Annotated in this window: 26 protein-coding genes; 25 read left to right on the top strand and 1 reads right to left on the bottom strand. The window is 37.5% G+C overall.

Annotated features, from left to right (window positions below; all coding sequences use genetic code 11):
* The first annotated feature begins 64 nt into the window (after positions 1–64).
* The 6 genes from ACFP65_RS08675 (at position 65) to ACFP65_RS08650 (ending at position 5,502) form a co-directional block, all read left to right on the top strand.
* A complete protein-coding gene (locus ACFP65_RS08675) occupies positions 65–478 on the top strand; it encodes an RrF2 family transcriptional regulator (protein WP_379917728.1) in 414 nt (137 codons plus the stop codon).
* A gap of 70 nt (positions 479–548) precedes the next feature.
* Complete coding sequence (locus ACFP65_RS08670) at positions 549–1,451, top strand: NAD(P)/FAD-dependent oxidoreductase (RefSeq protein WP_379917726.1); 903 nt, start codon at positions 549–551, stop codon at positions 1,449–1,451.
* A gap of 12 nt (positions 1,452–1,463) precedes the next feature.
* Positions 1,464–2,063 (top strand): class I SAM-dependent methyltransferase, encoded by a 600-nt coding sequence (locus ACFP65_RS08665; RefSeq protein ID WP_379917724.1) that lies wholly within the window; start codon positions 1,464–1,466, stop codon positions 2,061–2,063.
* Between the two features lie 137 nt (positions 2,064–2,200).
* A complete protein-coding gene (locus ACFP65_RS08660; protein WP_379917722.1) occupies positions 2,201–2,797 on the top strand; it encodes a TraX family protein in 597 nt (198 codons plus the stop codon).
* A gap of 16 nt (positions 2,798–2,813) precedes the next feature.
* Entirely contained in the window at positions 2,814–3,692 is an 879-nt protein-coding gene (rbsK, locus tag ACFP65_RS08655) for a ribokinase (RefSeq protein WP_379917720.1), read from the top strand.
* A gap of 193 nt (positions 3,693–3,885) precedes the next feature.
* Positions 3,886–5,502, top strand: coding sequence for a Mur ligase family protein (locus ACFP65_RS08650; protein WP_379917718.1), 1,617 nt, complete (start codon positions 3,886–3,888; stop codon positions 5,500–5,502).
* A 49-nt stretch (positions 5,503–5,551) separates the two neighbouring features.
* Here ACFP65_RS08650 and ACFP65_RS08645 read toward each other — a convergent pair whose 3' ends face one another.
* Entirely contained in the window at positions 5,552–5,758 is a 207-nt protein-coding gene (locus ACFP65_RS08645) for a glycine zipper family protein (RefSeq protein ID WP_379917717.1), read from the bottom strand.
* A gap of 162 nt (positions 5,759–5,920) precedes the next feature.
* Between ACFP65_RS08645 and ACFP65_RS08640 the strand changes: the two genes are divergently transcribed.
* From ACFP65_RS08640 to smpB, 19 genes are all read left to right on the top strand, one after another.
* Positions 5,921–6,700: a MurR/RpiR family transcriptional regulator gene (locus ACFP65_RS08640; RefSeq protein ID WP_379917715.1), complete on the top strand. Its 780-nt coding sequence runs from the start codon at positions 5,921–5,923 to the stop codon at positions 6,698–6,700.
* A gap of 115 nt (positions 6,701–6,815) precedes the next feature.
* Entirely contained in the window at positions 6,816–8,384 is a 1,569-nt protein-coding gene (gene malX / locus ACFP65_RS08635) for a maltose/glucose-specific PTS transporter subunit IIBC (RefSeq protein ID WP_379917713.1), read from the top strand.
* On the top strand, positions 8,377–9,558 hold the full coding sequence (locus ACFP65_RS08630; RefSeq protein ID WP_379917711.1) for a MalY/PatB family protein: 1,182 nt from the start codon (positions 8,377–8,379) through the stop codon (positions 9,556–9,558). The genes malX and ACFP65_RS08630 overlap by 8 nt, the downstream gene beginning before the upstream one ends.
* 141 nt (positions 9,559–9,699) lie before the next feature.
* Positions 9,700–10,176 carry a nucleoside 2-deoxyribosyltransferase gene (locus ACFP65_RS08625; RefSeq protein WP_379917710.1) on the top strand — a complete coding sequence of 159 codons (477 nt, stop codon included), beginning with the start codon at positions 9,700–9,702 and terminating at the stop codon, positions 10,174–10,176.
* Positions 10,177–10,198: 22 nt separating this feature from the next.
* Positions 10,199–10,537 (top strand): hypothetical protein, encoded by a 339-nt coding sequence (locus tag ACFP65_RS08620; protein ID WP_379917708.1) that lies wholly within the window; start codon positions 10,199–10,201, stop codon positions 10,535–10,537.
* A 126-nt stretch (positions 10,538–10,663) separates the two neighbouring features.
* Positions 10,664–11,260: an ATP-dependent Clp endopeptidase proteolytic subunit ClpP gene (gene clpP / locus ACFP65_RS08615; RefSeq protein ID WP_225744526.1), complete on the top strand. Its 597-nt coding sequence runs from the start codon at positions 10,664–10,666 to the stop codon at positions 11,258–11,260.
* Positions 11,261–11,468: 208 nt separating this feature from the next.
* On the top strand, positions 11,469–12,020 hold the full coding sequence (locus ACFP65_RS08610; RefSeq protein ID WP_379917706.1) for a DsbA family protein: 552 nt from the start codon (positions 11,469–11,471) through the stop codon (positions 12,018–12,020).
* A 270-nt stretch (positions 12,021–12,290) separates the two neighbouring features.
* Positions 12,291–13,328, top strand: a complete 1,038-nt coding sequence (locus ACFP65_RS08605; protein ID WP_379917704.1) for a sugar-binding transcriptional regulator — start codon at positions 12,291–12,293, stop codon at positions 13,326–13,328.
* Between the two features lie 29 nt (positions 13,329–13,357).
* A complete protein-coding gene (gap, locus tag ACFP65_RS08600; protein ID WP_379917702.1) occupies positions 13,358–14,350 on the top strand; it encodes a type I glyceraldehyde-3-phosphate dehydrogenase in 993 nt (330 codons plus the stop codon).
* Positions 14,351–14,447: 97 nt separating this feature from the next.
* Positions 14,448–15,449: a type I glyceraldehyde-3-phosphate dehydrogenase gene (gene gap / locus ACFP65_RS08595; protein WP_379917700.1), complete on the top strand. Its 1,002-nt coding sequence runs from the start codon at positions 14,448–14,450 to the stop codon at positions 15,447–15,449.
* A gap of 298 nt (positions 15,450–15,747) precedes the next feature.
* Entirely contained in the window at positions 15,748–16,935 is a 1,188-nt protein-coding gene (locus ACFP65_RS08590) for a phosphoglycerate kinase (RefSeq protein WP_379917698.1), read from the top strand.
* 117 nt (positions 16,936–17,052) lie between these two features.
* Complete coding sequence (gene tpiA / locus ACFP65_RS08585; RefSeq protein ID WP_379917696.1) at positions 17,053–17,808, top strand: triose-phosphate isomerase; 756 nt, start codon at positions 17,053–17,055, stop codon at positions 17,806–17,808.
* A gap of 1 nt (position 17,809) precedes the next feature.
* The gene (gpmI, locus tag ACFP65_RS08580) at positions 17,810–19,345 is read left to right on the top strand and encodes a 2,3-bisphosphoglycerate-independent phosphoglycerate mutase (protein WP_379917694.1); all 1,536 of its coding nucleotides are present in this window, start codon (positions 17,810–17,812) and stop codon (positions 19,343–19,345) included.
* Positions 19,346–19,428: 83 nt separating this feature from the next.
* Positions 19,429–20,727 carry a phosphopyruvate hydratase gene (gene eno / locus ACFP65_RS08575; protein WP_379917692.1) on the top strand — a complete coding sequence of 433 codons (1,299 nt, stop codon included), beginning with the start codon at positions 19,429–19,431 and terminating at the stop codon, positions 20,725–20,727.
* Between the two features lie 198 nt (positions 20,728–20,925).
* Complete coding sequence (locus ACFP65_RS08570) at positions 20,926–21,747, top strand: ZIP family metal transporter (RefSeq protein WP_379917853.1); 822 nt, start codon at positions 20,926–20,928, stop codon at positions 21,745–21,747.
* A 127-nt stretch (positions 21,748–21,874) separates the two neighbouring features.
* Positions 21,875–22,105, top strand: a complete 231-nt coding sequence (gene secG, locus ACFP65_RS08565) for a preprotein translocase subunit SecG (protein WP_379917690.1) — start codon at positions 21,875–21,877, stop codon at positions 22,103–22,105.
* 199 nt (positions 22,106–22,304) lie between these two features.
* Positions 22,305–23,054 carry an alpha/beta hydrolase gene (locus ACFP65_RS08560; protein WP_379917688.1) on the top strand — a complete coding sequence of 250 codons (750 nt, stop codon included), beginning with the start codon at positions 22,305–22,307 and terminating at the stop codon, positions 23,052–23,054.
* Positions 23,051–25,393 (top strand): ribonuclease R, encoded by a 2,343-nt coding sequence (gene rnr / locus ACFP65_RS08555; protein ID WP_379917687.1) that lies wholly within the window; start codon positions 23,051–23,053, stop codon positions 25,391–25,393. The genes ACFP65_RS08560 and rnr overlap by 4 nt, the downstream gene beginning before the upstream one ends.
* Before the next feature lie 29 nt (positions 25,394–25,422).
* Positions 25,423–25,884 carry an SsrA-binding protein SmpB gene (smpB, locus tag ACFP65_RS08550; protein WP_225744514.1) on the top strand — a complete coding sequence of 154 codons (462 nt, stop codon included), beginning with the start codon at positions 25,423–25,425 and terminating at the stop codon, positions 25,882–25,884.
* Positions 25,885–25,939 lie beyond the last annotated feature (55 nt).

The raw sequence follows: 25,939 nt of genomic DNA, 5'->3' as shown, positions 1-25,939 counted from the left end.
CACCAAAGTAGCTTTATTATCTAATTAAAGACAAAATGAATCTGCAATTAAAAGGATGGCTTTTATGAAGTTTTCTAAAGCGACTAACTATGCTTTACATTCCATGGTTCACTTAGCTATGGAAAATACGGATGAAGCGGTTGGGGTGGATAGCTTGGCACAGCGCCAGAAATTATCATCTACCTATTTATCAAAGATCTTAACAAAATTATCAAAAGCGGGTTTGATCGAATCGACGCCTGGAGTTAAAGGTGGCTACCGATTAGTACGTGCACCAGAAGAATGCTCCTTTTTAGATGTAATACAGGCCACAGAAGGTTATGAATCTTTACTGAACTGTACAATGTCACATGACGGAAAATGGAGTCAAACGTGTTTAATTGAGCGTACAATGTCTGAAGTGGAAGATAAAATGAAAGAAGAATTAGCAAGTAAAACCATTGCAGGAATTCTTTCGCAAATGCCAAGAAAAAATTAGTGAGTCGCTAATTTTTAGTTTGATTATAGATATTAAAGATCTTTAATAGAGGTTATGGGAGGGTGTCAGAATGTTAGATGTTGTAGTGATCGGTGGAGGTCCTGCTGGGATGAGTGCAGCTTTAGTTGCCGGAAGAGGCAAAAAAGAAATTTTACTAATTGATGAAGAACAGCCAAGAAATAGCGTAACGCAAGAATCGCATGCCTTTTTAACAAGAGATGGTATAACGCCTAGACAATTCAGAGAAAAAGGTCGCAGAGATTTAGCTAAATATCCAACAATCAAAATAGAAAATACCAGAGTTTTATCTATTGATTCAAAACCTAAGGATATATTCGAACTCAAAATGGAAAATAGAAAAACGATACAAACAAGAGCGGTCGTTTTAGCCATAGGTTTCAAAGAAACGCTGCCAGCTATTAAAGGTATTGAGTCTTATTATGGCAAAAGTTTATTCTCTTGTCCATTTTGTGATGGATGGGAAATGCAAGATCGTTCATTAGTATTAATTATAGATAATAAAGAAGCGACGCATCTACCAATGATGCTGAATAACTGGTCAGATGATTTGATTGTTGCGACAAATGGTATGGATATTTTTGATAAACAGCAGAAAAAAGATTTAGAGTTGAATCAGATTAGACTGATCGAAAAAGATATTCGAGAGTTGAAAGGTGATAATGGAGCATTACAGAGTATAGTATTTGAAGATGGAGAAGAAATTATAAGAACAGGTGGTTTTTGTACGCCGATGATTGATCGAAACTTTCCTTTCATAGAACAGTTGGGTATTGAAATCAGTGAGTCAGGCTTTGTGGTAACAGATTCTATGGGAAGAACCAATAAAAAAGGGATTTATGCGGCAGGAGAGATTACAGGGCCTTCTCAGTTAATTGTATCTGCTAGTCAAGGACATATGGCTGGAATAGGCATAATTGCTGATTTCAGTGCCGAAAGTTACAAAAACGGTTAAAAGGAGCATGAAATGGGACATATAGAAGCATTTAACAGCATGGCAGCAACATACGATACACCAGATAGAATTCAGATGGCTAAACATTCTGCAGCGACCGTTCGCCGTTTATTGAATCAAAAAGTGTCTAGGACGGCCATTGATTTTGGTTGTGGTACAGGGCTTCTAAGTCTAGAGTTGTCAAACACTTTTGAGTCGATCCTGATGATTGATTCATCTTCTGAAATGATCAAAGAAGTGAAAAAGAAATTAAAAAAAGCTACACTTAGTCATTTAACAGCGAAACATTTAGATATCGAAACAGATCGTGTGCTTCCTGAAACAGTAGATACCATTTTTATGTCTCTTGTCTTGCATCATATCGCTGAGCCAGAAGATATACTATCTAAATTGTCTGATGCGATTCATCTGGGCGGACAATTGATGATTATTGAAATGGAGCGAAGCGATAACTCAAGTCATCATCACAGCTCACTTTCTAAAGCTGAATTGATGCGAAAACTAGATAAACAAAACTTTGTTAATATTCAGTCAGAATATTTTTATGAAACGATTGATGAAAAGTCGGGAGATTCGTTTAAACTTTATATTGTTACAGCGGAAAAAGTTTAAATTTATATAAGAGAGAAAAGCCAGGGAAATGACCTATTGTCATTTTCTTTGGCTTTTTTGTTTTGAATTGGAAACCTTATAAAATTCGAAACTGGTATAATACAGTCAAAGCAAATTACATTGAAAGGACGGATGAGATGCAGACAAATTTTGATTACAAACTGAATATGATCAAGTGGATAGGAATTATCACAATGACGATAGACCACGCTGGCGCTTTTCTTTTCCCTCAGTATTTATGGTTAAGATTAATCGGACGAATCGCTTTTCCTTGTTTTTTGTACAGCACAGTAGAAGGAACCTTGCGAACCAGAGATTATAAACAGTACATTATAAGATTATTGCTTTTGGGGATAATTTCTATGCCGATTACGCCAAATACTATCAACGTTGTATTTTTATTGGCAGTCTTCTCGCTTTCCATAAAGTATCAGCGGTATTTTTTAGTGTTCTTGTTATTAAGTATACCAACTGAATACAGTGTTTATGGTTTCTTGTTTGGTTGGAGTATCTATTGGATAAAAGAACGTAATGTACTGCAAGGGATAGTGGCTACTGGGATTGTCCAGTTTATTGTAGGCATTTCTTTACAAACCTATTCTTTACTGTCTATTCCAATATTTTTATCAGAAAAGGCCATTAAGTTGCCTAGATTACCTAAATATTTTTTCTATTGGTATTATCCATTGCATCAAGTTTTCCTTATCCTCTTGTCTATGTGGATGATTTACTAGAAAGGAATGAAATGACATGTCAAAACTGTTAGTAGTCGGAAGTATATCAACGGACTTTGTTGTAGAAACAAAAAGAGAACCCAAAGTAGGTGAAACGATATTTGGGGAAACCTTTCAAACCTATTTTGGAGGTAAAGGTGCTAATCAGGCAGTTGCAGCTGCTCGACTAGGTGCTGAAGTTGAAATGTTTGGAGCCGTTGGTTCTGATGTATTTGGAGAAAGTTTGATCAATAACTTAAAAGAAAACAATGTCGGAGTTGAATATGTACAGACAGTGGACCACTTACCATCGGGTTCGGCTTTTATAACAGTAGTGAACGGAGACAATAGCATTATTTACGTTGCGGGAGCAAATGATGCCTATACACCTGATTGTCTATTTCAAAATCAACAACAGCTAGACATGCTAAAAAGAAGTGACATGGTCATAGTCCAAAATGAATTACCGCAAGCTACGATTGAAAAATTGATAGATCAAAGCAATCAAAATCGTATTCCAGTATTATACAACCCAGCTCCGGCTAGAAAAATAACAGAAAAGTTGATGGAATTCATTACTTTCCTGACGCCGAACGAATCAGAATTTCAAGAAATGTTTCCTGGACAGTCGATAAGTGAGATGCTTGAGAAATATTCCAATAAACTGATTGTGACGCTAGGACAAAAAGGAGCAACATTTCACGATGGAGACAAAATCGTAACAGTGCCTGCCATAGAAGTAGAGCATGTTGTGGATACTACTGGAGCCGGAGATACCTTTAATGGAGCCTTTGCAGTAGCATATATGGAAGGACAGTCATTAGAAGAGTGCGTACGATTTGCAAACAAAGCCGCCGCTGTTTCTATACAGAAGCTAGGAGCACAAAACGGCATGCCTACTAAAGAAGAGATTTAAAAGATTTTGTAACATATAGAATTTTAAAAACCAAACAAAGATTTATCACAAGTGTTATTCTCTGACATCCTTGAGCAAATGATATGACATAAAATAGAAAAGATAGTAAACTAGAAGTTACGTAAAGGCTTAAATTGAACGAACACCTTACTATTAGACACTGTATGCATTCATTGGAGGAGTCAAGATCAACATGAACCTAACTGACCTATTGACCTCGGTAGAGATCGACTCTAGCCGTCCAGCTCAACTTGAGATGGAAAAAAAAAATATTCATATTGAAAAAATAGCTTATCATTCAAAAGAAGTAAAACCTCAAACACTATTCGTCTGTATAAAAGGGCATCAAGCAGATGGACATCAATATGCAAGAGACGCCGTAAAAAAAGGCGCGACAGTTGTAATTGTCGAACACTTTCTTGAAGAATTAGACGTACTACAGATCAAAGTTAAAGATAGCCGTGAAGCATTAGCGATTATATCCAGTAATTTCTTTGGTAATCCGTCTAAATCTTTAAGTGTATTTGGAATTACAGCGACCAATGGTAAAACAACGATTACTTATATGACAGAAGAAATCTTTAAAGCACAACAGCTGAAATCAGGTCTGATTGGAACAATTTTAGTAAAAGTGGATAAGGAAATTGAAATGAGTCGGTTAACGACACCTGAATCCTATGATTTGCAGCAGCATTTTGCAAACATGAGAGATCGTGAAATCTCTCATGTTTCTATGGAGGTTTCATCTTCAGCGCTTGAACTGAAGCGAGTTTATGGTACAGAGTTTGATGTTGTGGCATTTATGAACATAAGCCCAGAACACATTCGATTACATGAATCTTTCGATGCGTATTTTAATGCGAAAGCCGCATTAATCAGGGAAGCGTCCAAACAAAGCACAGCGATTTTAAATATTGATGAACCACTATTAGTTCCTTTAGAAAAGGAGACAGAGGCTCAAGTTGTCACGTTTGGTATCGAAAATCAGACGGGTACGATCACTGTTTCCGATCTTCGTTTTTCATCAGGGAAACCTCAATTTAAAGTGAACATTACGAAACCTTTTTCTTCCTTAACTGGGAAGCAAATCGATACGATAAGTTTCGATTTAAAGATGTCAGTTCAGGGATATCATTCTATTTACAATGCACTGACGGCGGTTGTTACAGGACTTGTCAATGATATACCTATTGATATAATTCAAAAAGGTATCAAAAATTTTACGGGTGTCGAGAGACGCTTCCAAATGCTTTATGACAAGAAATTTAAAGTCATAGATGATTTGTTATTAAATCAAAATAATATTGATTCATGTATGGAAACAATCAGCCATCTTGATTACAAGGATTTACATCTAGTTCACGCTATCCGAGGGAACAATGGACCGGAACACAGCACGGAAATTGCAAATTCCTTGGCAGAATGGTTCCATAAAATAAACGTTAATAAAATTATATTAACGACTGCGCCTTCTCATGTGGAAAAAAAAGATAAAGTGTCAGAAGAGGAATTAGATGCCTTTTTAAAAGTAATGAAACAAAATGACATTGACATCACATTTTATGAAGAATTGGATGAAACGTTACGTTTCGGCGTTGAACAATTAAAACCAGATGATATTTTATTGATTTCTGGAGCACACTCAATGGATCAAGGCGCTGGGAAAACGCTGGAACTATTAAAAGAAATACATCCTGACGTAGATCACGAGTCCATCAATCAAGTCTTGGATCGGAAATTGATTGGTATGGATCCGGATGATGTTACTAAAAAACTTCTACAATATAATTCTAGACAAGAAAATAGTTAGATTCATAAAACAGGCCTATTCTACATAAGTTGTAGAATAGGCCTGTTTTTTACTTATCTTTTTTGTCTTTTTTTGAATAACTGAATGCACCAATGCCTGAACCGAATACAAGACCTAATGCGATTCCGATAGCTAAGTTATTCGTAAGTATACCAAGTGCAGCGCCGAGTGCTAAGCCTACACCGAGATACGAGCTTGCTTCTGCGGCGTTCTTTTTGTTAGTGTCTTTATCTTGTTTTTGCTTATTAACGCTCATTACATCTAACCTCCTTCAACTCTTGTTTTAGGAACAGTCGCGATTATAATAATTGCAGTATAGAACAAGAATAGATAAAAGTAAATTGAAAGAGTAGATGGAATTTTTCTGAGACAAATATGGTATCATTCATCTTATAATAAATAGAAGAGAGAGGCATAAATGGACGCATTAATTAGCAAATTACAAAAACGGAAGTCTTATTTGAGTAATTTAGAAAACCAAGTACTTGAATACATTCTTGCGAATCCAAAAGAAGTATCTGAGAGTACTATTGAACAGTTAGCAGAGAAGCTATTCATTTCTACAGCCACAATTTCAAGAACAGCTAAGCACCTAGGGTTTAAAGGATTTCAAGAATTGAAATACGCTATATTGAATTATTATGATGTCGAGCGTGGAGAAATGAATACTGCTAGGCTAGCAAAGGAAGCCACTGTATTTGGAAATAATATATCAAAACAAATTGAAAAGTCATTTGAATCTTTAAGCGAAAGTCAGGTAGACGAAATTGTTTCTATTCTAATCCATTCCAATACGATTGAAGTAGTGGGCGTAGGTGGTAGCTTACCAGCTTGTGTAGATGTATCAAAAAAATTAATGGCTTTGGGTAAAAAAGCGACAGCTCGAACAGACTGGGATGAGCTTAGAGCAATATCCAAATCTTTGAACAAAAACGATTTAGCAATCCTAGTTAGTTTAAGTGGAGAAACCATTCACATTATTGAGTACGCAACAAACTATATTGAAAGAGGTGTTCCGATTATTGCTGTAGTAGGTGTCTCAGAAAGTACTTTAGAAAAAATTGCCACTTATACTTTAAAAGCTTTTGTGGAGCCAGTGTACTTTCAGGATGTAGATCTAAGTTCTAGAGCTGCCTTGAATAGTATATTAGATTTCATATTGATTAGAATGGCTGAGTGGAAAAAGCAAGACTTGTAAAGCTATACAAAAGGCTGTAAGGAAATACAGATTAATGTAAGCGGTAGCAATTTTAATGTTATCCCATTATACTTCTAGAGTAATGACAAATAAGAAGTAAAGGAAGGGATAAAGGATGGATAACAAGAAAAAAGTGAGCTTCTGGGAATTCTTTCAAGGATTAGGAAAGACTTTTATGTTGCCAGTAGCTTTATTAGCATTTATGGGATTATTGTTAGGAATTGGGAGTTCTTTTTCAACAGAGTCGACTATTGAAGCTTTACCATTTTTGGGAAATCCTATTTTACAGATATTATTTAGATTTATGTCGACTATTGGTTCATTTGCCTTTAGTTATTTGCCCGTTATGTTTGCTATGGCTATTCCGTTAGGATTAGTCAGAAAAGAAAAAGGTATTGCTGCTTTCTCTGGATTTGTCGGGTATACAATTATGAATTTAGCAATTAATTTTTATTTAACAGAAAATAATACCCTAGCTGATCCAGAAGCACTTAGAGAAGCCGGTCAAGGAATGGTATTTGGTATTCAAACGATTGAAATGGGCGTCTTAGGAGGTATTATTGCGGGATTAATTGTTTATCAACTCCACAAGCGGTTCTATAAAGTGCAATTGCCAGATAGCTTTTCTTTTTTCTCAGGAGTGAGATTTGTTCCAATCGTTACGTCTCTCGTCCTAGCTATTGTGGGGTTGATTATTCCGATTATTTGGCCAATCTTTGCGATGGTTATAACAGGTATAGGTACGTTGATACAGAGTGCCGGAATTTTTGGACCTTTTTTATTTGGAGCAGGAGAGCGACTTTTGCTTCCTTTTGGACTGCATCATATTCTTGTAGCGATGGTTAGATTTACAGAAGCGGGAGGAACAGCAGTCATTGATGGGAATCAGATATTTGGTGCTTTAAACATTTTTTATGCTGAATTACAACAAGGACTACCAATATCTGGAGATGCTACAGCTTTCTTATCTCAAGGTAAAATGCCTACTTTCATCTTCGGTTTACCTGCAGCAGCACTAGCTATGTATCGTGTAGCGACTCCTGAAAATAGACATAAAATAAAAGGATTATTAATATCAGGAGTAGTTGCAACAGCTGTTACAGGGATTACGGAGCCTGTTGAATTTCTCTTCCTATTTGTCAGTCCGCTTTTATGGATCTTTCACGTAATTATGACAGGTTTAGGATTTATGGTAATGCCATTAGTTGGAGTTGTTATCGGAAATACAGATGGTGGATTGTTAGATTTCTTGATTTTTGGAATTATGCAAGGTAGCTACACAAGATGGTGGATGGTCATTGTCGTTGGAGCTATATGGTTTATGATTTATTACTTTGTATTTAAAACTGTTATTCTAAAATTTAACTTAAAAACACCAGGAAGAGAACAGTTAACGACAGATACTGACTACACTGAGGAAGAAATAAGTTATGCCAAAAAAGGGAATTATGATGTAAAAGGCATGATTGATGCGCTCGGAGGTTCCGAAAATATTGAAGTGGTTGACAATTGTATCACTCGATTAAGATTAGTTTTAAAAAATGGGAAAATCGTAAATGACAATAGGCTAAAGGAGTTAGGTGCATTAGGGGTCGTTCATTTAGGAGAAAATAATGTACAAGTCATTATAGGAACTAAAGTAACCAGTGTTAGGAATGAATTGGATACATTACTGTATGGATAGGTTGTGGGAAGAAATGAATTTCAATCAAGTTATTGATCGTAGAGGAACACATTGTACTCAATGGGACTATGTCGAAGATCGATTCGGAGAGAAAGATTTATTACCGTTTACAATTTCTGATACAGATTTTGCTTTGCCTCAACCAGTCATTCATTCACTTTCTGAGAGGTTGAATCATGGTGTTTTTGGTTACACACGTTGGAATCATGATGACTTCAAGGAAGCTGTAGTAAAATGGTATGTAAATCGATTTGGATTCAAGGTAAATAAAGAATGGATACAATATAGTCCGTCTGTCATATATAGTGTTTCAGCTTTAATCAAAATGCACTCAAAAAAAGGAGAAGGGGTAATTATTCAAACCCCCGCATATGATGCATTTTTTAAAACAATCAAAGCAAATAAGAGAAAGCTTGTTCAAAATCCGTTACTATATAAAGAAGGTAAATACCAGATTGATTTTGATGATCTCGAGAAAAAATTATCGAATAAAAGCAATAAGATTCTGCTTTTTTGTTCACCACATAATCCTACAGGACGTGTCTGGAATGAAAAAGAGCTAACAACCTTGATTCATCTCTGTAGAAAGCATAATGTTTTTATTATATCTGATGAGATTCACATGGATGTTATTAGGAAAGGATTAAAACATAGTCCGCTTTTAAAATTTGGTGAAGATCAAGTGGCTATAGTTACATCAGGTTCTAAAACCTTTAATTTTCCGGGGCTCATTTTTTCTTATACACTCATTCCAAACAAGTATGATCGCGAAATGTTTTTAGAACAACTAAAAAATCAAGATGGTCTATCTTCGGCAAGTATATTAGGATTGGAAGCTACGATAACAGCTTACAGTGAGTGTGAAAATTGGGTAGAAGAATTGAATAGCTATATTGATCAGAATAGTGACTACGTTAAAAAAACTTTAAAGTTAAATTTTCCTGAACTTGACATATTTGAATCAGAATCTACTTATTTGATGTGGCTAGATATGACAGCTTATCCTGAAAAGATGACTGAGATTCAAAACAGATTAAGAAGTATCGGTAAAGTAGCGATTATGGATGGTGGGGTATATGGAGGAAATGGGAAACATTTTTTAAGATTGAATATAGGTTGCCCGAGATCTAAGTTGAAACAAGGTATAGAACGATTGGTCAGTAGTTTAATTTAAATAATGTTCAAAAGAGTCTAACTATCAAACTTAAAGATAGTTAGACTCTTTTGTATAAAATATAATGATTGTATCTATTGAAATATAAGTGTGCATGATAAGATGAATGATAGTAACGTTTAAATAAAAAGGAGAGTACAGATGAAAAAAATATACTTAGGTGGCCCGCTTTTCAGTGAAATGGAGGCTGAATACAACAAAAGTCTTGCAACTGAAATAAGAGTAGCGTTTGACGTTGAAGTTTATAACCCTGTTGAAAATGAAGCCATTAATGATAAGTCAGGTTATGCAGATAGCATCATGATTGCAGAAGGCGATAATGCACATATTGAAGCTTCAGACATCTTAGTAGCTTTACTAGATGGCCCAGTCATTGATCCAGGACTAGCAGCAGAAATTGGCTACTTTTACTCAATGAATAAACCGATCATTGGATTGTACACGGATTCTAGACAAGGAAGCTTCGGTAATCAGCAGAAACTAGAAGCAATAGACGAAGTTGCAGAATCTCAATTTTCTTATGTAAATCTCTATATTGTTGGACTCATCAAGAAACGTGGTAAAATCGTACAGTCGAAAAAGGGTCTGTTGGAAATTCTGAAAAACGAATTAAACTAATTGGGGGCTGAGAAAGGGATATATGCTAAATCAAGCGAACGATACAATATACAAAAAGTGCTTATTTCCATTATTTGGTGCACTAATGGGTTCGATTTGGAAATACGTATGGGGATTGAATGATACGGTATTGGATCTTATTTTAGGTATAATCGTAATCGGCTTATTTATTTTTGCGCTGATTAATATTAAAAAGATGATTGATCGTCAGTTATTTATGAAGCTGATTTCCTACACTTTGGTTTTTGTAGTAGTGTTTCAGATTGCTATTTACGCTATATCGATTGTTTTTCAAGGAATGATTGCGTTCATAATGGCCATTATTTTACTCAAAGGCTTTTGGGAAATAGTAACTTCTTAAAATCAGATAAAAGATCAAATTTATTATTTGACCTTTTTTGACCTTTGGAGTACAATATCTTTAGTTTCATGAATTTAAGTAAACATGATAGAATAAGTTTGACTGAATTAGAGGAGGACAATAAAAATGAATTTAGTACCAACAGTTATTGAACAATCACCCCGTGGTGAACGTGCTTATGATATTTACTCTCGTTTATTGAAAGACCGTATTATTATGCTTGGTGGACCAATTGATGATCAAGTTGCCAATTCTGTTATTGCCCAATTATTATTCTTGGATGCACAAGACCCTGAGAAAGATATCTATCTTTATATCAACTCTCCAGGTGGTAGTGTTACAGCAGGACTAGCCATTTACGATACAATGAACTTCATCAAATCTGATGTTCAAACTATCGCAATCGGACTAGCAGCTTCAATGGGAAGTTTCTTACTTGCAGCAGGTGAAAAAGGGAAACGTTTTGCACTTCCAAATGCAGAAATCATGATTCACCAACCATTAGGTGGCGCTCAAGGACAAGCAACTGAAATTGAGATTGCTGCTAAACATATCTTGAGAACACGTTCAAGATTAAATGATATTTTGGTTGAACGTACTGGACAACCTTTAGAAGTCATCGAACGAGATACAGATCGTGATAACTTCATGATGGCTGAAGATGCTAAAAATTATGGCTTAGTCGACCAAATCATGGATAGCGCTGCTGATTTAAACAAATAATTCTTCAATTTTAATAGAAAGCGAGGACATCCTAAACAGGGTGTCCTCTTTTTATACATAAAAAACTAGAAAAAGAAAATCTAGTTATTCTGGTCTTATTTCTACTATACAAAGTAAGACTCAACAAACCGGTAAAATACAACCGTCTGACTGGTTATCTAAGGCTTCTAGCGTTATACTGTACGGGTAAGAATGAAGAAAAGGAGAGATGTTATTGGATACTTCAATGATCAGAGCATCAGAAGTGACGACTGAAGGCGGTATACACATTGGGGACAAGAACGCTCCAATTAAAATCGTGGAATTTATGAATTTGAGATGTCCGTTTTGTAAGCAATGGTGGGAAGAATCTGCTCCTGTGCTAGATAAATATGTATCAGAAGGAAAAGTAGAACGAATCGTTAAACTCTTTGACAAGGAAAAACCAAGCTTGAAAAGAGGAAACGTTATTCATCATCACTTAGATTATACAGCTGGTAATAAAGTAAAAGAAGACATATCCTACTTCTTAGCACGTCAAGAAGAGTGGGGCAACCTTGAGGAAAACGATATCGTGGACTATGCCAATATTAGAAGAGGATTAAGCAAGCAGAGAAGTGAAAAAGAAGCTCAGCATGTAATTGATGAGGCTGAAAGAGCTAATGTAACACTTGTTCCTTCTGTCTTTATAGAAGACTATATTTTTGATGAACATATCACAAATGAAGAACTAAAAGAAATCATTGAAATAAAATTAAATCGCGGAAACATTGACCAGTAAGTTTTCGTAAATCATGGACGAAAAACGTCCCTAGAATTTGGTATTATGGGTTGAAAAATGCCCCACATCTTGTTACACTAAACATGTAATCAGAAAAGAAGTGTTCACTAGATCGCGAGCAGTTGAAATCTTTAATCAACTATGTAAAATGGATTTCGACATTATGCAGTTTAAACGCTGGCACTTTTTCGCTGCGAACCTTTGCGCTTTCGGTCGAGATGATAATCTCAGTTGAATACGCGCAAAAGTAGTCGAGAGAGAGGGCCTAGGATGCTGTCAGTTATCGAAAAAGTTGCACCCGATATGTTTCAAACGCTGAAAAGAAGATATCATATCTTGAAGCAGATTCAAAAATCCAGTCCAATCGGAAGAAGATCTCTTGCAGGAAGACTAGGATTTACTGAACGTGTTTTGAGAAGCGAAGTCGATATATTACGTAACCAAGGATTGATAGATATATCCTCTGCGGGAATGGAATGTACGTCTACAGGATTAGAAGTTTTTCGTCAGCTTGAACGTATGATGGGGCATCATGTCAGATCAAAAGACCAGGAGACTATATTGGCGAACAGGTTAAGCATTAGCCATTGTGTCATTGTACCTGGAAACTCGGACGAAGACCCCGCAATATTAGAAGATATAGGTTTAGCAGCAGTCAAAGCACTTGACTTCCTTCTTCCTGAAGGTAAAAACGTTATTGCAGTGATGGGTGGAACGACAATGGTCGAAGTTGCCCACGCAATGGACGAAAAGTTCGGTGAGAAAAGACAGTTATTGTTTGTACCTGCACGCGGAGGGCTCGGAGAATCAGTTGATATCCAAGCTAATGTGATCGCAGAAACAATGGCCCGGAAATCCGGTGGAAAAAGCAGGGCGCTATATGCTCCTGAACATGTCCGTTCTGATACGTACTCTTTACTATCAGAGGAGCCTGAAATTAAAGAAACACTTCAATTAGTTGAAAATGCTTCCTTAGTCTTGTACAGTATAGGTAGTGCTTTCGAAATGGCAGAAAGACGAGGCATGAATAGAGAGACACTTCAATTACTGAAAAATCAGAATGCTGTAGCAGAAGCATTTGGAGAATTCGTTAACCCCGAAGGAGAGATTGTTTACAAACTCTCTCGTATTGGCTTGCAATCAAGTCAAATGGGACGTATTCCACATGTGGTCGCAGTAGCCGGTGGTAAAAATAAAGCCAAGGCAATTGAAGCTTACGTGAAAACTGTCCCTCCTCACACGTGGTTAGTGACGGATGAGGCAGCCGCAAACGAGATTTTAAATGGGGGCAACCCTTTAAAAAATTAGTAATAAAAATTCCAAGGAGGAAATCATTAATGGCAAAGAAAGTAGCAATTAACGGATTCGGACGTATTGGACGCTTAGCACTTCGTCGTATTTTAGAGGCAGATACAGGATTAGAAGTTGTGGCAATTAACGACTTAACAGATAATAACGATCTAGCTTATTTATTGAAGTATGACACTGCACAAGGAAGGTTCCCTCATGAAGTAGAAGCGAAGGAAGATTCCATAACTGTTGCAAGAAAAGAGATTAAAGCTTACGCTGAAAAAGATGCTAGCCAATTGCCATGGGGTGACCTAGGTATTGATATCGTCTTGGAATGTACAGGATTTTACACTTCACCAGAGAAATCTCAAGCACATATTGATGCTGGAGCGAAGCGCGTATTGATTTCAGCACCAGCTAAAGGTGATCTTAAGACAATTGTATTCGGTGTGAATCACGAATCAATAGAATCAGACGATAAAATCGTTTCAGCAGCTTCATGTACGACTAACTGCTTGGCACCGATGGTTAATGTATTGAATAAAGAATTTGGACTTGACCACGGATTAATGAGTACAGTGCATGCATATACTTCAACGCAAACACTACAAGATTCACCAGGCGGACGTAAAAGTCGTGCTGGAGCTCAAAATGCCATTCCTGCTTCAACAGGTGCTGCTAAAGCAGTAGGTAAAGTTATACCTGAAGTTGATGGAAAAGTAGACGGAACAGCTGTAAGAATTCCGGTTGTAACAGGATCTATGGTTGAGTTATACTCTGTCTTGAATAAAGAAGTATCAGTTGAACAGGTTAATGCAGCAATGAAAGATTATGCTTCTGATGCCTATCTATATAATGAAGACGAGATTGTTTCCTCTGACATTATTGGTGTCCCTGCTGGTTCTGTATTCGATGCTACTCAGACTAAAATCATCGAAGGTGACTCAGGACAACTGGTTAAAACTGTCGCTTGGTACGACAATGAGTATGGTTTCACTGGCAACATGGTGAGAACATTAGATTATATGGCTAACTTATAATAAGTCGGTCTATCATAACGTGTTTAAGACTTAATTGATTCGTTTCGATTAAGATTTAAAATAAAAAATTTTGATTTTCACAGGAGGAAATCGTATTATGTCAGTAAAAGTAGCTATTAACGGATTTGGACGTATTGGACGTTTAGCATTCCGTCGTATTAACGAAGTAGAAGGTTTGGAAGTTGTTGCAGTAAACGACTTAACAGATCCTAACATGTTGGTTCACTTGCTTAAATATGATACAACTCAAGGTCGTTTCAACGGAGATGTAACTGTTGGAGACAACAGCTTCACTGTTGATGGACGTGACGTTAAAGTATTAAGCGAACGTAACCCAGAAGATCTTCCATGGGGAGACTTAGGCGTAGACATCGTTCTTGAATGTACTGGATTCTTCACTACTCAAGAAAAAGCAGAATTACACCTTAAAGCTGGAGCGAAACGTGTTGTTGTTTCTGCACCTGCAACTGGTGATATCAAAACTGTTGTTTACAACACTAACCACGAAGTTTTAGATGGTTCTGAAACTGTTATTTCTGGTGCTTCATGTACGACTAACTGTTTAGCTCCAATGGCTAAAGCATTAAACGACAAATTCGGAATCGAAACTGGTTTAATGACTACTATCCACGCATACACTGGAGATCAAATGACTCTTGATGGACCACACCCTAAAGGTGACTTCCGTCGTGCTCGTGCTGCTGCAGCTAACATCGTACCAAACTCTACTGGTGCTGCTAAAGCAATCGGTGAAGTATTACCTGAACTTAAAGGTAAATTAGATGGATCTGCTCAACGTGTACCAGTTCCTGCTGGATCATTAACTGAATTACAAGTTATTCTTTCTAAAGAAGTAACTGCTGAAGAAGTTAATGCTGCAATGAAAGAAGTTGCTAACGAGTCTTATGGTTACACTGAAGACCCAATCGTTTCTTCTGACATTTTAGGAATGACTTATGGTTCATTATTCGATGCAACTCAAACTAAAGTCATCTCTGCAGGTGGAAAACAATTAGTTAAAACTGTAGCTTGGTATGATAACGAAATGTCATACACTGCACAACTAGTTCGTACTCTTGAATATTTCGCTTCTCTATAAAAAGAAGTAAGTGTTCAAATAGTCAATTGATTTTTAATCAAACAGAACAAGAATGAATAAGCGGGGGAGCTCTCACTCTATGCGGTAGACTATGTAAGAAACGCGTGAACGATTACAATCGTTTCATCACGGATTCTTTTCAGATCTCTATCAGCTAGAGTATCGCGCTTCCCCGTTTTTTATTTTGTAAACAGAATGGTTTATAGTTCTTTTATTGACGTAATGACGAAACGGTTAATGCTTATTTTAAATATTAATGAAAGACAAAATCACGTATACAAAGGAAGGTTGAGTAACGATGCCTAAGAAAACTGTAAAAGATCTAGATCTTAAAGGGAAAAAAGTATTGGTTCGTGCTGACTTTAACGTACCAATGAAAGACGGTAAAATTTCTAATGATAACCGTATCCAAGCAGCACTTCCAACTATTCAATACGTACTTGAACAAGGCGGAAAAGCGATTGTATTTTCTCACCTTGGACGTGTTAAAACGGATGAAGACAAAGCTGGTTTATCTTTAGCACCTGTTGCTGAGCGTTTAGGCGAATTGTTGGAAAAAGATGTAACATTCGTAGCTCAAACTCGTGGAGAAGAACTAGAAACAGCTGTAAACAACTTATCTGACGGCGACGTTTTAATGTTTGAAAACACTCGTTTTGAAGACGTTGACGGTAAAAAAGAAAGTAAAAATGATCCTGAACTAGGTAAATACTGGGCAAGTCTTGGCGACGTATTCGTAAATGATGCATTCGGTACAGCTCACCGTGCACACGCATCTAACGTAGGAATTGCTTCTAACGTTGAATCAGCAGCTGGTTTCTTAGTAGAAAAAGAAATCAACTTTATTGGTGGAGCTGTTGATGAACCAAAACGTCCATTCGTAGCGATTTTAGGTGGAGCTAAAGTTTCAGATAAAATTGGTGTAATCGAAAACTTACTATCTAAAGCAGATAAAGTATTAATCGGTGGCGGAATGACTTATACTTTCTACGAAGCATTAGGAAAAGGTATCGGAAGTTCACTTCTTGAAGCAGACAAAGTATCACTTGCTAAAGAATTAATTGAAAAAGCTGGCGACAAATTAGTTCTTCCAGTGGATTCAGTAGTTGCTTCTGAATTTTCTAACGATGTACCTACAGAAGTTGTTGAAGGAGACGTTCCTGAAGGTAAAATGGGGCTAGACGTTGGACCTAAGACTGTTGAATTATTCGCTAAAGAATTAGAAGGCGCTAAAACAGTTGTATGGAACGGACCAATGGGCGTTTTCGAAATGTCTAACTTCGCTAAAGGAACAAGCGATATCTGTGAAGTGTTAGCTAAACTAGAAGATGCAACAACAATTATCGGTGGTGGAGACTCTGCGACTGCTGCACAACAACTTGGATTTGAAGATGACTTCAGCCACATCTCTACTGGTGGTGGAGCAAGTCTTGAATACCTTGAAGGTAAAGAATTACCGGGAATTGCTGCAATCTCAGATAAATAAATCTATTTAAAAATACTCTAAAAACCTGTAAACTATAGAGTGTAGTCAGGCGGTACTTAAGTGCTGCTTTGACCTCTGTAGTGAACACATAATATAATCGAAAGAAGGAATCGAATTATGCGTAAACCAATTATTGCTGGTAACTGGAAGATGAACAAAACTGCGGCTGAAGCTGCGTCATTCATTGAAGAGGTTAAAAATAATATCCCTTCTTCTGATAAAGTAGATGCTGTTATCGGAGCTCCTAACCTTTACACTCAAGCATTGCTTGACATGACTGCTGGAACTGAACTTAAGATTGCTGCTCAAAACTGCTACTTCGAAGACGAAGGTGCATTCACTGGGGAAACTTCTCCTGCAGCATTAGCAGATTTAGGAACTCAATATGTGATCATTGGACACTCTGAACGTCGTGAGTACTTTGGCGAAACAGATCAAGATGTAAACAAAAAAGCACATGCGATCTTCAACCATGGAATGGTTCCAATCATCTGTGTTGGAGAAACATTAGAACAAAAAGAAGCTGGCGAAACAAATGAACTTGTTTCTGACCAAGTAACGAAAGCGTTAGAAGGACTATCTGACGAGCAAGTTAAAAATTCTGTTATCGCTTATGAGCCAATCTGGGCAATCGGAACTGGTAAAACTGCGACTTCTGAAGAAGCAAATGAAACAATTTCTGTAGTGCGTCAAACAGTAAAAAAACTTTACAGTGACGCTGTATCAGAAGCTGTTCGTATTCAATATGGTGGTTCTGTAAAACCTGGAAACATCGCTGAATTAATGGCACAATCTGATATTGATGGTGCATTAGTTGGTGGAGCAAGTCTAGAAGCGGAGTCATTCCTACAATTATTGGAGGCGGCTAAGTAATATGAGTAAAGCACCTGTAGCGATTATTATCTTAGATGGATTTGGGTGGAGACCTGATCAATACGGTAACGCAGTAGAACAAGCTGAAAAGCCAAACTTTGATCGTTTCTGGAAAACATATCCACATGCAACCCTTCAAGCTTCTGGTCTACCAGTTGGCCTTCCTGAAGGTCAAATGGGGAACTCTGAGGTAGGTCATACGAATATTGGTGCTGGACGTATTGTTTACCAAAGTATTACTCGTATTGACAAAGCTATTTCAGATGGAGAATTTCAAACAAATGAAGTTTTGACCGGAGCGTTTAATCACGTTAAGGAAAATGATTCAGCACTACACTTCTTTGGATTGATTTCAGATGGTGGTGTGCATAGTCATGTTCGTCACCTAACAGCACTACTTGAAACAGCAAAAGAACAAGGAATCAGCAAAGTTTTTGTTCATGCATTTACAGATGGACGCGACGTTGCACCGGATTCTGGAGCTGGATTTATTGAAGATTTACAAAACGTTATTGCAGAATTAGGTATTGGCGCGATTGCATCTGTATCTGGTCGTTTCTACGCAATGGACCGCGATACTCGCTGGCCACGTGTAGAAAAAGCATATGACGCCATCTTTAATGGTGAAGGGGTAAAAGCCACAGATCCGGTAGAAGCTGTCAAAGCAAGTTACGCAAAAGATGAAATGGATGAATTTATTGTACCAACAGTTATCGAAAAAGATGGTCAACCTGTAGCAACTGTTCAAGATAACGATGCGATTGTGTTCTTTAACTTCCGTCCTGACCGTGCCAGCCAATTGTCTCGCGCGATCACTGAACCGGATTTCAATGAATTCGATCGTAAAAATACACCGAAGAATATCAAGTTTGTAACAATGACACAATACTCTGCTGACATGGATGCAGAAGTGATGTTCCCGCCAGTTCATTTGAAAAACGTTATTGGAGAAGTATTATCTAATCACGGTTTATCTCAATTGCGTATTGCTGAAACTGAAAAATATCCTCACGTTACATTCTTTATGAATGGTGGGACAAATGATGAGTTTCCTGGGGAAAATCGTATCCTGATTCCTTCTCCACAGGTCGAAACTTATGACTTGAAACCTGAAATGAGTGCGTACGAAGTAACAGACGCATTAGTAAAAGATATTGAAGACGATAAACACGATGCAATCATCTTAAACTATGCAAATCCTGATATGGTTGGACATTCTGGTATGCTAGAACCAACAATCAAAGCGATTGAAGCAGTAGATGAGAACTTAGGTAAAGTCGTTGATTTAATTCTTGAAAAAGGTGGATACGCAATTATCTTTGCGGATCATGGTAATGCGGATACTGAGTTAACACCAGATGGTAAACCGCATACTGCCCATACAACTGTTCCAGTACCGGTAATCGTCACTAAGCACAACATTCATTTGCGTGAAGACGGTAAATTAGCTGACGTATCACCTACTATGCTTGAGCTATTAGGCATCGAAAAACCTGAAGAGATGACTGGAGAAAGTCTGATCATTCAAGATAAATAATCACCAATGCAACACTAAAGCTGTATTTAACCACTTAAAAAGTGAGTATAAATAAAAAAACAATTTTAAAGGAGATCAATACAATGCCATATATTACAGATGTTATTGCACGCGAAGTTTTAGATTCTCGTGGTAACCCAACAATCGAAGTAGACGTATTTACAGAATCAGGAGCTTTCGGACGCGGAATGGTACCTTCAGGTGCTTCAACTGGTGAACACGAAGCTGTTGAATTACGTGATGGAGACAAAGATCGCTACCTTGGAAAAGGTGTTACTAAAGCTGTTGATAACGTAAACGATACAATCGCTGAAGCGGTTATCGGTATGGATATTCGCGATCAAATGGGTATCGACAAAGCGTTGATCGAATTAGACGGAACTCCAAACAAAAGCAAATTAGGCGCTAACGCTATTTTAGGTGTGTCTATTGCGGTTGCGCGCGCTGCTGCAGATTACCTTGACTTACCATTGTATAGATATCTTGGTGGAACAAACACTAAAGTATTACCTACACCAATGATGAATATTATTAATGGTGGTTCTCATGCTGATAACAGTATCGATTTCCAAGAATTCATGATCATGCCTGTAGGAGCACCTACATTCAAAGAAGCTATTCGTATGGGTGCGGAAGTATTCCACGCATTAGCAGCAATCTTGAAATCTAGAGGATTAGCGACTTCAGTTGGTGACGAGGGTGGATTTGCACCTAACTTGAGCTCTAACGAAGAAGGTTTCGAAGTCATCATCGAAGCGATCGAAAAAGCTGGATACAAACCAGGTACTGACGTTATGTTAGCAATGGATGCTGCTTCTGCAGAATTCTACGATGCTGAAAAAGGCGTTTACAACTTAGCTGATTCAGGCGAAGGTGAAAAAACTGCTGATGAAATGATCGAAATCTACAAAAACCTAGTTGAAAAATATCCATTAATTTCTATTGAAGATGGATTAGATGAAAATGACTGGGAAGGTACTAAAAAATTAACGGAAGCTTTAGGAGATAAAGTACAACTTGTTGGGGACGATTTATTCGTAACAAACACTGAAAAATTATCTAAAGCAATTGATATGGGTGTTGCAAACTCTATCCTTATCAAAGTTAACCAAATCGGTACATTAACTGAAACTTTCAATGCAATCGAAATGGCTAAAAAAGCTGGTTACACTGCAGTTGTATCTCACCGTTCTGGTGAAACAGAAGATGCTACAATTTCTGATATCGCTGTTGCAACTAACGCTGGACAAATCAAAACTGGTTCATTAAGCCGTACTGACCGTATTGCTAAATACAACCAACTATTAAGAATCGAAGATCAATTAGGTTCTCAAGCAGTATACGAAGGTCTTTCTGCTTTCTACAACCTTAAAAACAAATAATTTTAGTTTAAAAAGTTTCTCTTCAACCAGTAACCTCATTTGCTGATTGATGAAGAAAATAATCGAAACCTCTTGCTCACAATCTGAGTAAGAGGTTTTTGATTTATTTTAAAAGCTTTTCTTTGACTTATCTATTTGAAAGGATATACTTTTCTTTAGTTGCTCTATACATAAATTTAAAATAAAGGAGATAGTATCATTTTAGAAACGTTCAGTACCTTTCATCCAGTTTTACAAGCACTAATTGCCGGTCTCTTTACTTGGAGTTGTACGATAGTTGGGTCTGCATTTGTATTTTTGTTCAAAGAAATCAACCAAAAGTTTTTAGATATCATGAATGGATTTGCAGCGGGTGTTATGATCGCGGCATCTTTCTGGTCACTTTTAGCACCAGCAATTACCAATGCAGAAGAGAGTGGATACGGAGTCTGGTCTTTCTTTCCAGCAGCTGTCGGATTTTTAGTGGGGGGATTTTTCTTAAGATTGATAGATGTAGTTATTCCACATTTACATTTGAATGAGCCGGAAGAAAATAAAGAAGGACCCCAAACAAAAGCCTCTAAAAATTTACTACTCTTTTTAGCGATCACCATTCATAATATTCCAGAAGGCTTGTCCGTAGGTGTTGCATTTGGAGCGATTGCGGCAGGTGTGGCAAACGGAGATGCTTTTTTAAGTGCAGTAGGTCTTGCACTTGGAATAGGTATACAGAATATCCCAGAAGGATCTGCTTTATCTATGCCAATCAGAGCAGCTGGGACTAGCCGTTGGAGAGCTTTTAATATTGGGCAGCTGTCAGCAATCGTCGAACCGATTGCCGCAGTCATTGGAGCCATAGCTGTTATTTCAATCTCAGCTATTTTACCTTACGCTCTGGCTTTTGCAGCTGGTGCAATGATTTTTGTCGTTGTAGAAGAACTGATTCCTGAATCTCAAACAAATGGGAACAAAGATAGCGCGACATTGGCCTTAATGGGTGGTTTTACAATTATGATGATCTTAGATGTAGCGCTTGGGTAATCCAATTAAAATCATCGATGCTTAGGGTATTTTATTAAAAAATCAACTTGAATCCGGGCTGGCAATGCAGGTCAGTTTGTGCTATATTAATGAATGAGAGACTTATAAATGGGAGGTCAATTCCGAGATGTATGATTTTTTATTAGGATTTATGCTCGTATTATCAATATTTATTATAATCGTAGTGGCTATGCAGCCAACTAAAACTCAAAGTGCATCCAACGCTTTCTTAGGTGGAGCAAGCCAATTATTTGGGAAACAAAAAGCAAGAGGATTCGAAGCGGTTCTGATTAAGACAACAATCGTTTGTATCGTACTTTTCTTCGTTCTTGCATTAGCGTTAACTCGATTTTTCTAATTAATATAATATGATACTGATTAAGGAGCAGATCCAAAAGTACGTGAGCTGAATATCTCAGCTTGCAGAGTGTACAAATGGGCCGCTCCTTTTTATTGTCTTTTAGTTAGTAAGCCACTTGGATACGGTAGGCGTATTTCAGTATTAATATTTCACAAAGTAAGGTAAAATATAGGTATAGAGTTAAGGAGTGAACGAAGTGAGAGATCGAACAATATTTTTTGAAAAGGGACCGAGAGCGGTGATTTTATTCCACGCTTTTACGAGTACCCCAAATGACGTGAGAAGTTTAGCCAGGGCGCTGGAGCGTGCAGATTATACAGTCTATGCACCAACACTGTCTGGACATGGAACGGAAGATCCAGACGATATCTTTAATTATGGTATTGAAGACTGGAAGCGAGACGGTGAAAAAGCCTACTCATTTTTAAAAGAAAAAGGCTACAATGAAATTGCGACCTTTGGCTTGTCTCTTGGCGGTATCGTTGCAACGCATTTAATGTTGACACAAGATGTTAAAGCCGCTGGAACCTTTTCTTCACCAGTAATGGATAACGGAAAAAACAGAGTGCCGGAGAATTTTATGATCTGGTATGAACAAGTGAAAATGAATGCCGGATTTTCTAGAGAACAAATTGCTGGATTGAAAACAGCTTCAGAACCAAAATTGGAAATGATTTTAAATGGGTTAAACACTTTCGTTAAAACAATGGTGCCTCAATACCCAAATGAAACAGGAATGGTCTTTATTGCGCAAGGTGGCGATGATGAGATGATTAATCCACATCAATCTGGAGAATATAGAGATGCGCTGACGAATGCTACAGTTGATTTCCATTGGTATGAAGAGGCACCGCATGTGATCACAACTGGACAGTTCGGAAAACAGCTACAAATTGATTTATTAACATTCTTATCCACATTAGAATGGGATGGAGGGAATACATGAATAAAGAATTAAACGAAGACATAGAACAATTAAAAGAAACGATTCTGAATTTTATCGAGAATCATAAAGAAAATAGTGTAGAGGTTAAAGCGATTAGCGAAGGTGTAAATAGTACAGGCTCAAAAGCTTTCAAGAAAATGATTAACGCGATCGCTGAACTAGAACGTGAAGGCAGAATTGTACTGACTCAAGAAGGCCGATTTAAACTGAAAGATGCAGAACCGGTTATGCAAGGTGTCTTTAGTGGTACGGACAAAGGATTTGGGTTTGTTCCAATAGAAGAATTTGACGAAGATATTTTTATTCCACCCCACGAAACAAACTCAGCACTGAATGGCGATCTAGTCACGATTGAAGTGACAAAAGAGGCTGTTCCTTGGAAGGGTAAAGGACCTGTTGGGAGAGTTCTTGAGGTCGTTGAACGTGCAACAACAACGCTGATAGGAGAATTCCATGCTTACTCGGATGATGAAGTCTCAAATAGTGGACTATTCGGATATGTCAAAACTCAAAGCAAGAAAATTCCAAGCATGAAGATGCAAATCACAGACAAAGGAATTCGTCCTGTAGAAGGTAGCATCGTTCAGGTTGAAATTTCTAAATATCCTCGAAGCAATGATGAGGACATGTTTGGATTTGTTGTTCGTACGATTGGGCATAAAGACGAACCAGGAATTGAAATTCTTACAATCGTGAACAAATATAATATTCCTTCAGAATTTCCTGATGAAGTGATTGAAGAAGCAGAATCTGTACCGGATCAAATCACTGAAGCAGATTTAGAAGGCCGTAGAGACTTGCGAGATGAAGTCATTGTGACCATTGATGGAGCAGATGCAAAAGATTTAGATGATGCAGTTGTGGTCAAAAAGCTTGAGAATGGCCATTACCACTTAGGTGTTCATATCGCAGATGTTTCGCATTATGTAACAGAAGATAGCCCAATGGATCAAGAAGCTTTTGAGCGTGGGACTAGTGTGTATTTGACTGACCGAGTAGTACCAATGTTACCGCAACGTCTTTCAAACGGAATCTGTTCACTGCACCCAAATGTTGATCGTCTGACATTAAGTTGTGAAATGGAAATTGATCCGTCTGGTGATATCGTAAGCTATGAAATCTTTCCCAGTGTCATCCGTTCGTTCCGTCGGATGACGTATACAGCAGTCAATGAGATTTTAACAGAAAAAGACCCGGACACATTGAAGGAACATGCTGACTTAGTAGGTCTTTTCGAAACGATGGGAGAACTACATCATATTCTTGAGAAGAAAAGAGTCAGTCGTGGATCTATCGACTTTGATACAAGAGAAGCAAAAATCGAAGTTGATCCTGAAGGGATGCCTGTGGATATTCTTGTGCGCGATCGCGGCATAGGTGAACGTTTGATAGAGTCTTTTATGTTAGCAGCGAACGAAACAGTTTCTGAATATTATGCAAAGCAGCAATTACCTATTTTATATAGAATTCACGCGCGTCCAGATGAAGCAAAAATGCAGAGGTTCTTGGAATTTGTTTCAAGTTTTGGAATCAATGTAAAAGGGACAAAAGATAGTGTCTCTCCACTTGATTTACAAGCTGTGATGAATGAAGTTAAAGGGAAACCAGAAGAGACGGTTGTTAGTATGCTGATGCTGAGATCGATGCAGCAAGCAAAATATGACGTGGATCCTATTGGACATTACGGATTAGCAGCTGATTATTATTCTCACTTCACTTCTCCAATCAGACGTTATCCTGATTTGATTCTTCATCGATTGATTCATTACTATGATGAAGTCGGAAAAGATCAGAAAGCTCGTCAACGCTGGGAGAAAAAATTACCAGAAATAGCAGAGCACAGTTCCAAAACCGAACGTCGTGCAGTAGATGCTGAACGTGAAACTGATGAACTGAAGAAAACAGAATATATGGCTGGGAAAATTGGGGAAGAATTCGAAGGACTCGTTACATCTGTTACGAATTTTGGAATGTTTGTTCAATTACCGAATACAGTTGAAGGACTCGTGCATATCTCTAAAATGGATGATGATTACTATGAATTCAACGAACGTGGATTGATTCTGATGGGTCGTCGAACAGGTAGAACCTTTAAAATTGGAGAACCAGTCAAAGTTAAATTGACTGCAGCAAATATTGAAGGCTACCAAATCGACTTTGAGTTAGCTGATATTCCTGAAGATGAAAAACGAAAACAATCCAAACCCAAAAATCAATCAGGCAGAAATAAGAACCAAAGACGTGGCAAAAACTCAAAAGGGACTCAAAGATCTGATCGAAATCAACCGTCTTCTCAAAGAAGAACAACCAAGAAAAAAAGATCAGGAAAACGTAAGTAGTAGTCGTAGACAAAAGGAGGGTGATACAGGTGCCTAAAGGTGAAGGCAAGCTGATTGCTCAAAATAAAAAAGCAAGATTTGAATATAGTATTTTAGATACTGTTGAAGCAGGGATCGTCTTGAACGGAACGGAAATCAAGTCAATTCGTGCCGGCAGAATTAACCTTAAGGATGGTTATGCTGGCATTCGCAATGGAGAAATGTGGTTATACAATGTGCATATTGCGCCATTCGATAAAGGAAACCAGTTTAATCATGATCCTGTGAGAACTAGAAAACTATTGATGAAGAAAAAACAGATTGATAAATTTGTTGGAGAAACCAAACAAGGTGGGGTAACGATTGTACCGCTGAAGGTGTATATTCGAAATGGATATGCCAAAGTACTGATTGGTCTCGCAAAAGGTAAAAAACAATACGATAAACGCGAATCACTCAAGCAAAAAGATCAGAAGCGTCAAGTTGATCGTGCAATGAAAGATTACCGTTAACACTCAAACCCCCATCAACGCATTCGTTGATGGGGGTTTATTACTTTTTAAAAAG

It is taken from the genome of Marinilactibacillus sp. GCM10026970 (assembly GCF_042660675.1).
Lineage (GTDB): Bacteria > Bacillota > Bacilli > Lactobacillales > Carnobacteriaceae_A > Marinilactibacillus.
The sequence above is the reverse complement of the archived record's forward strand: the minus strand, read 5'-3'. Positions and strand labels throughout refer to the sequence as shown.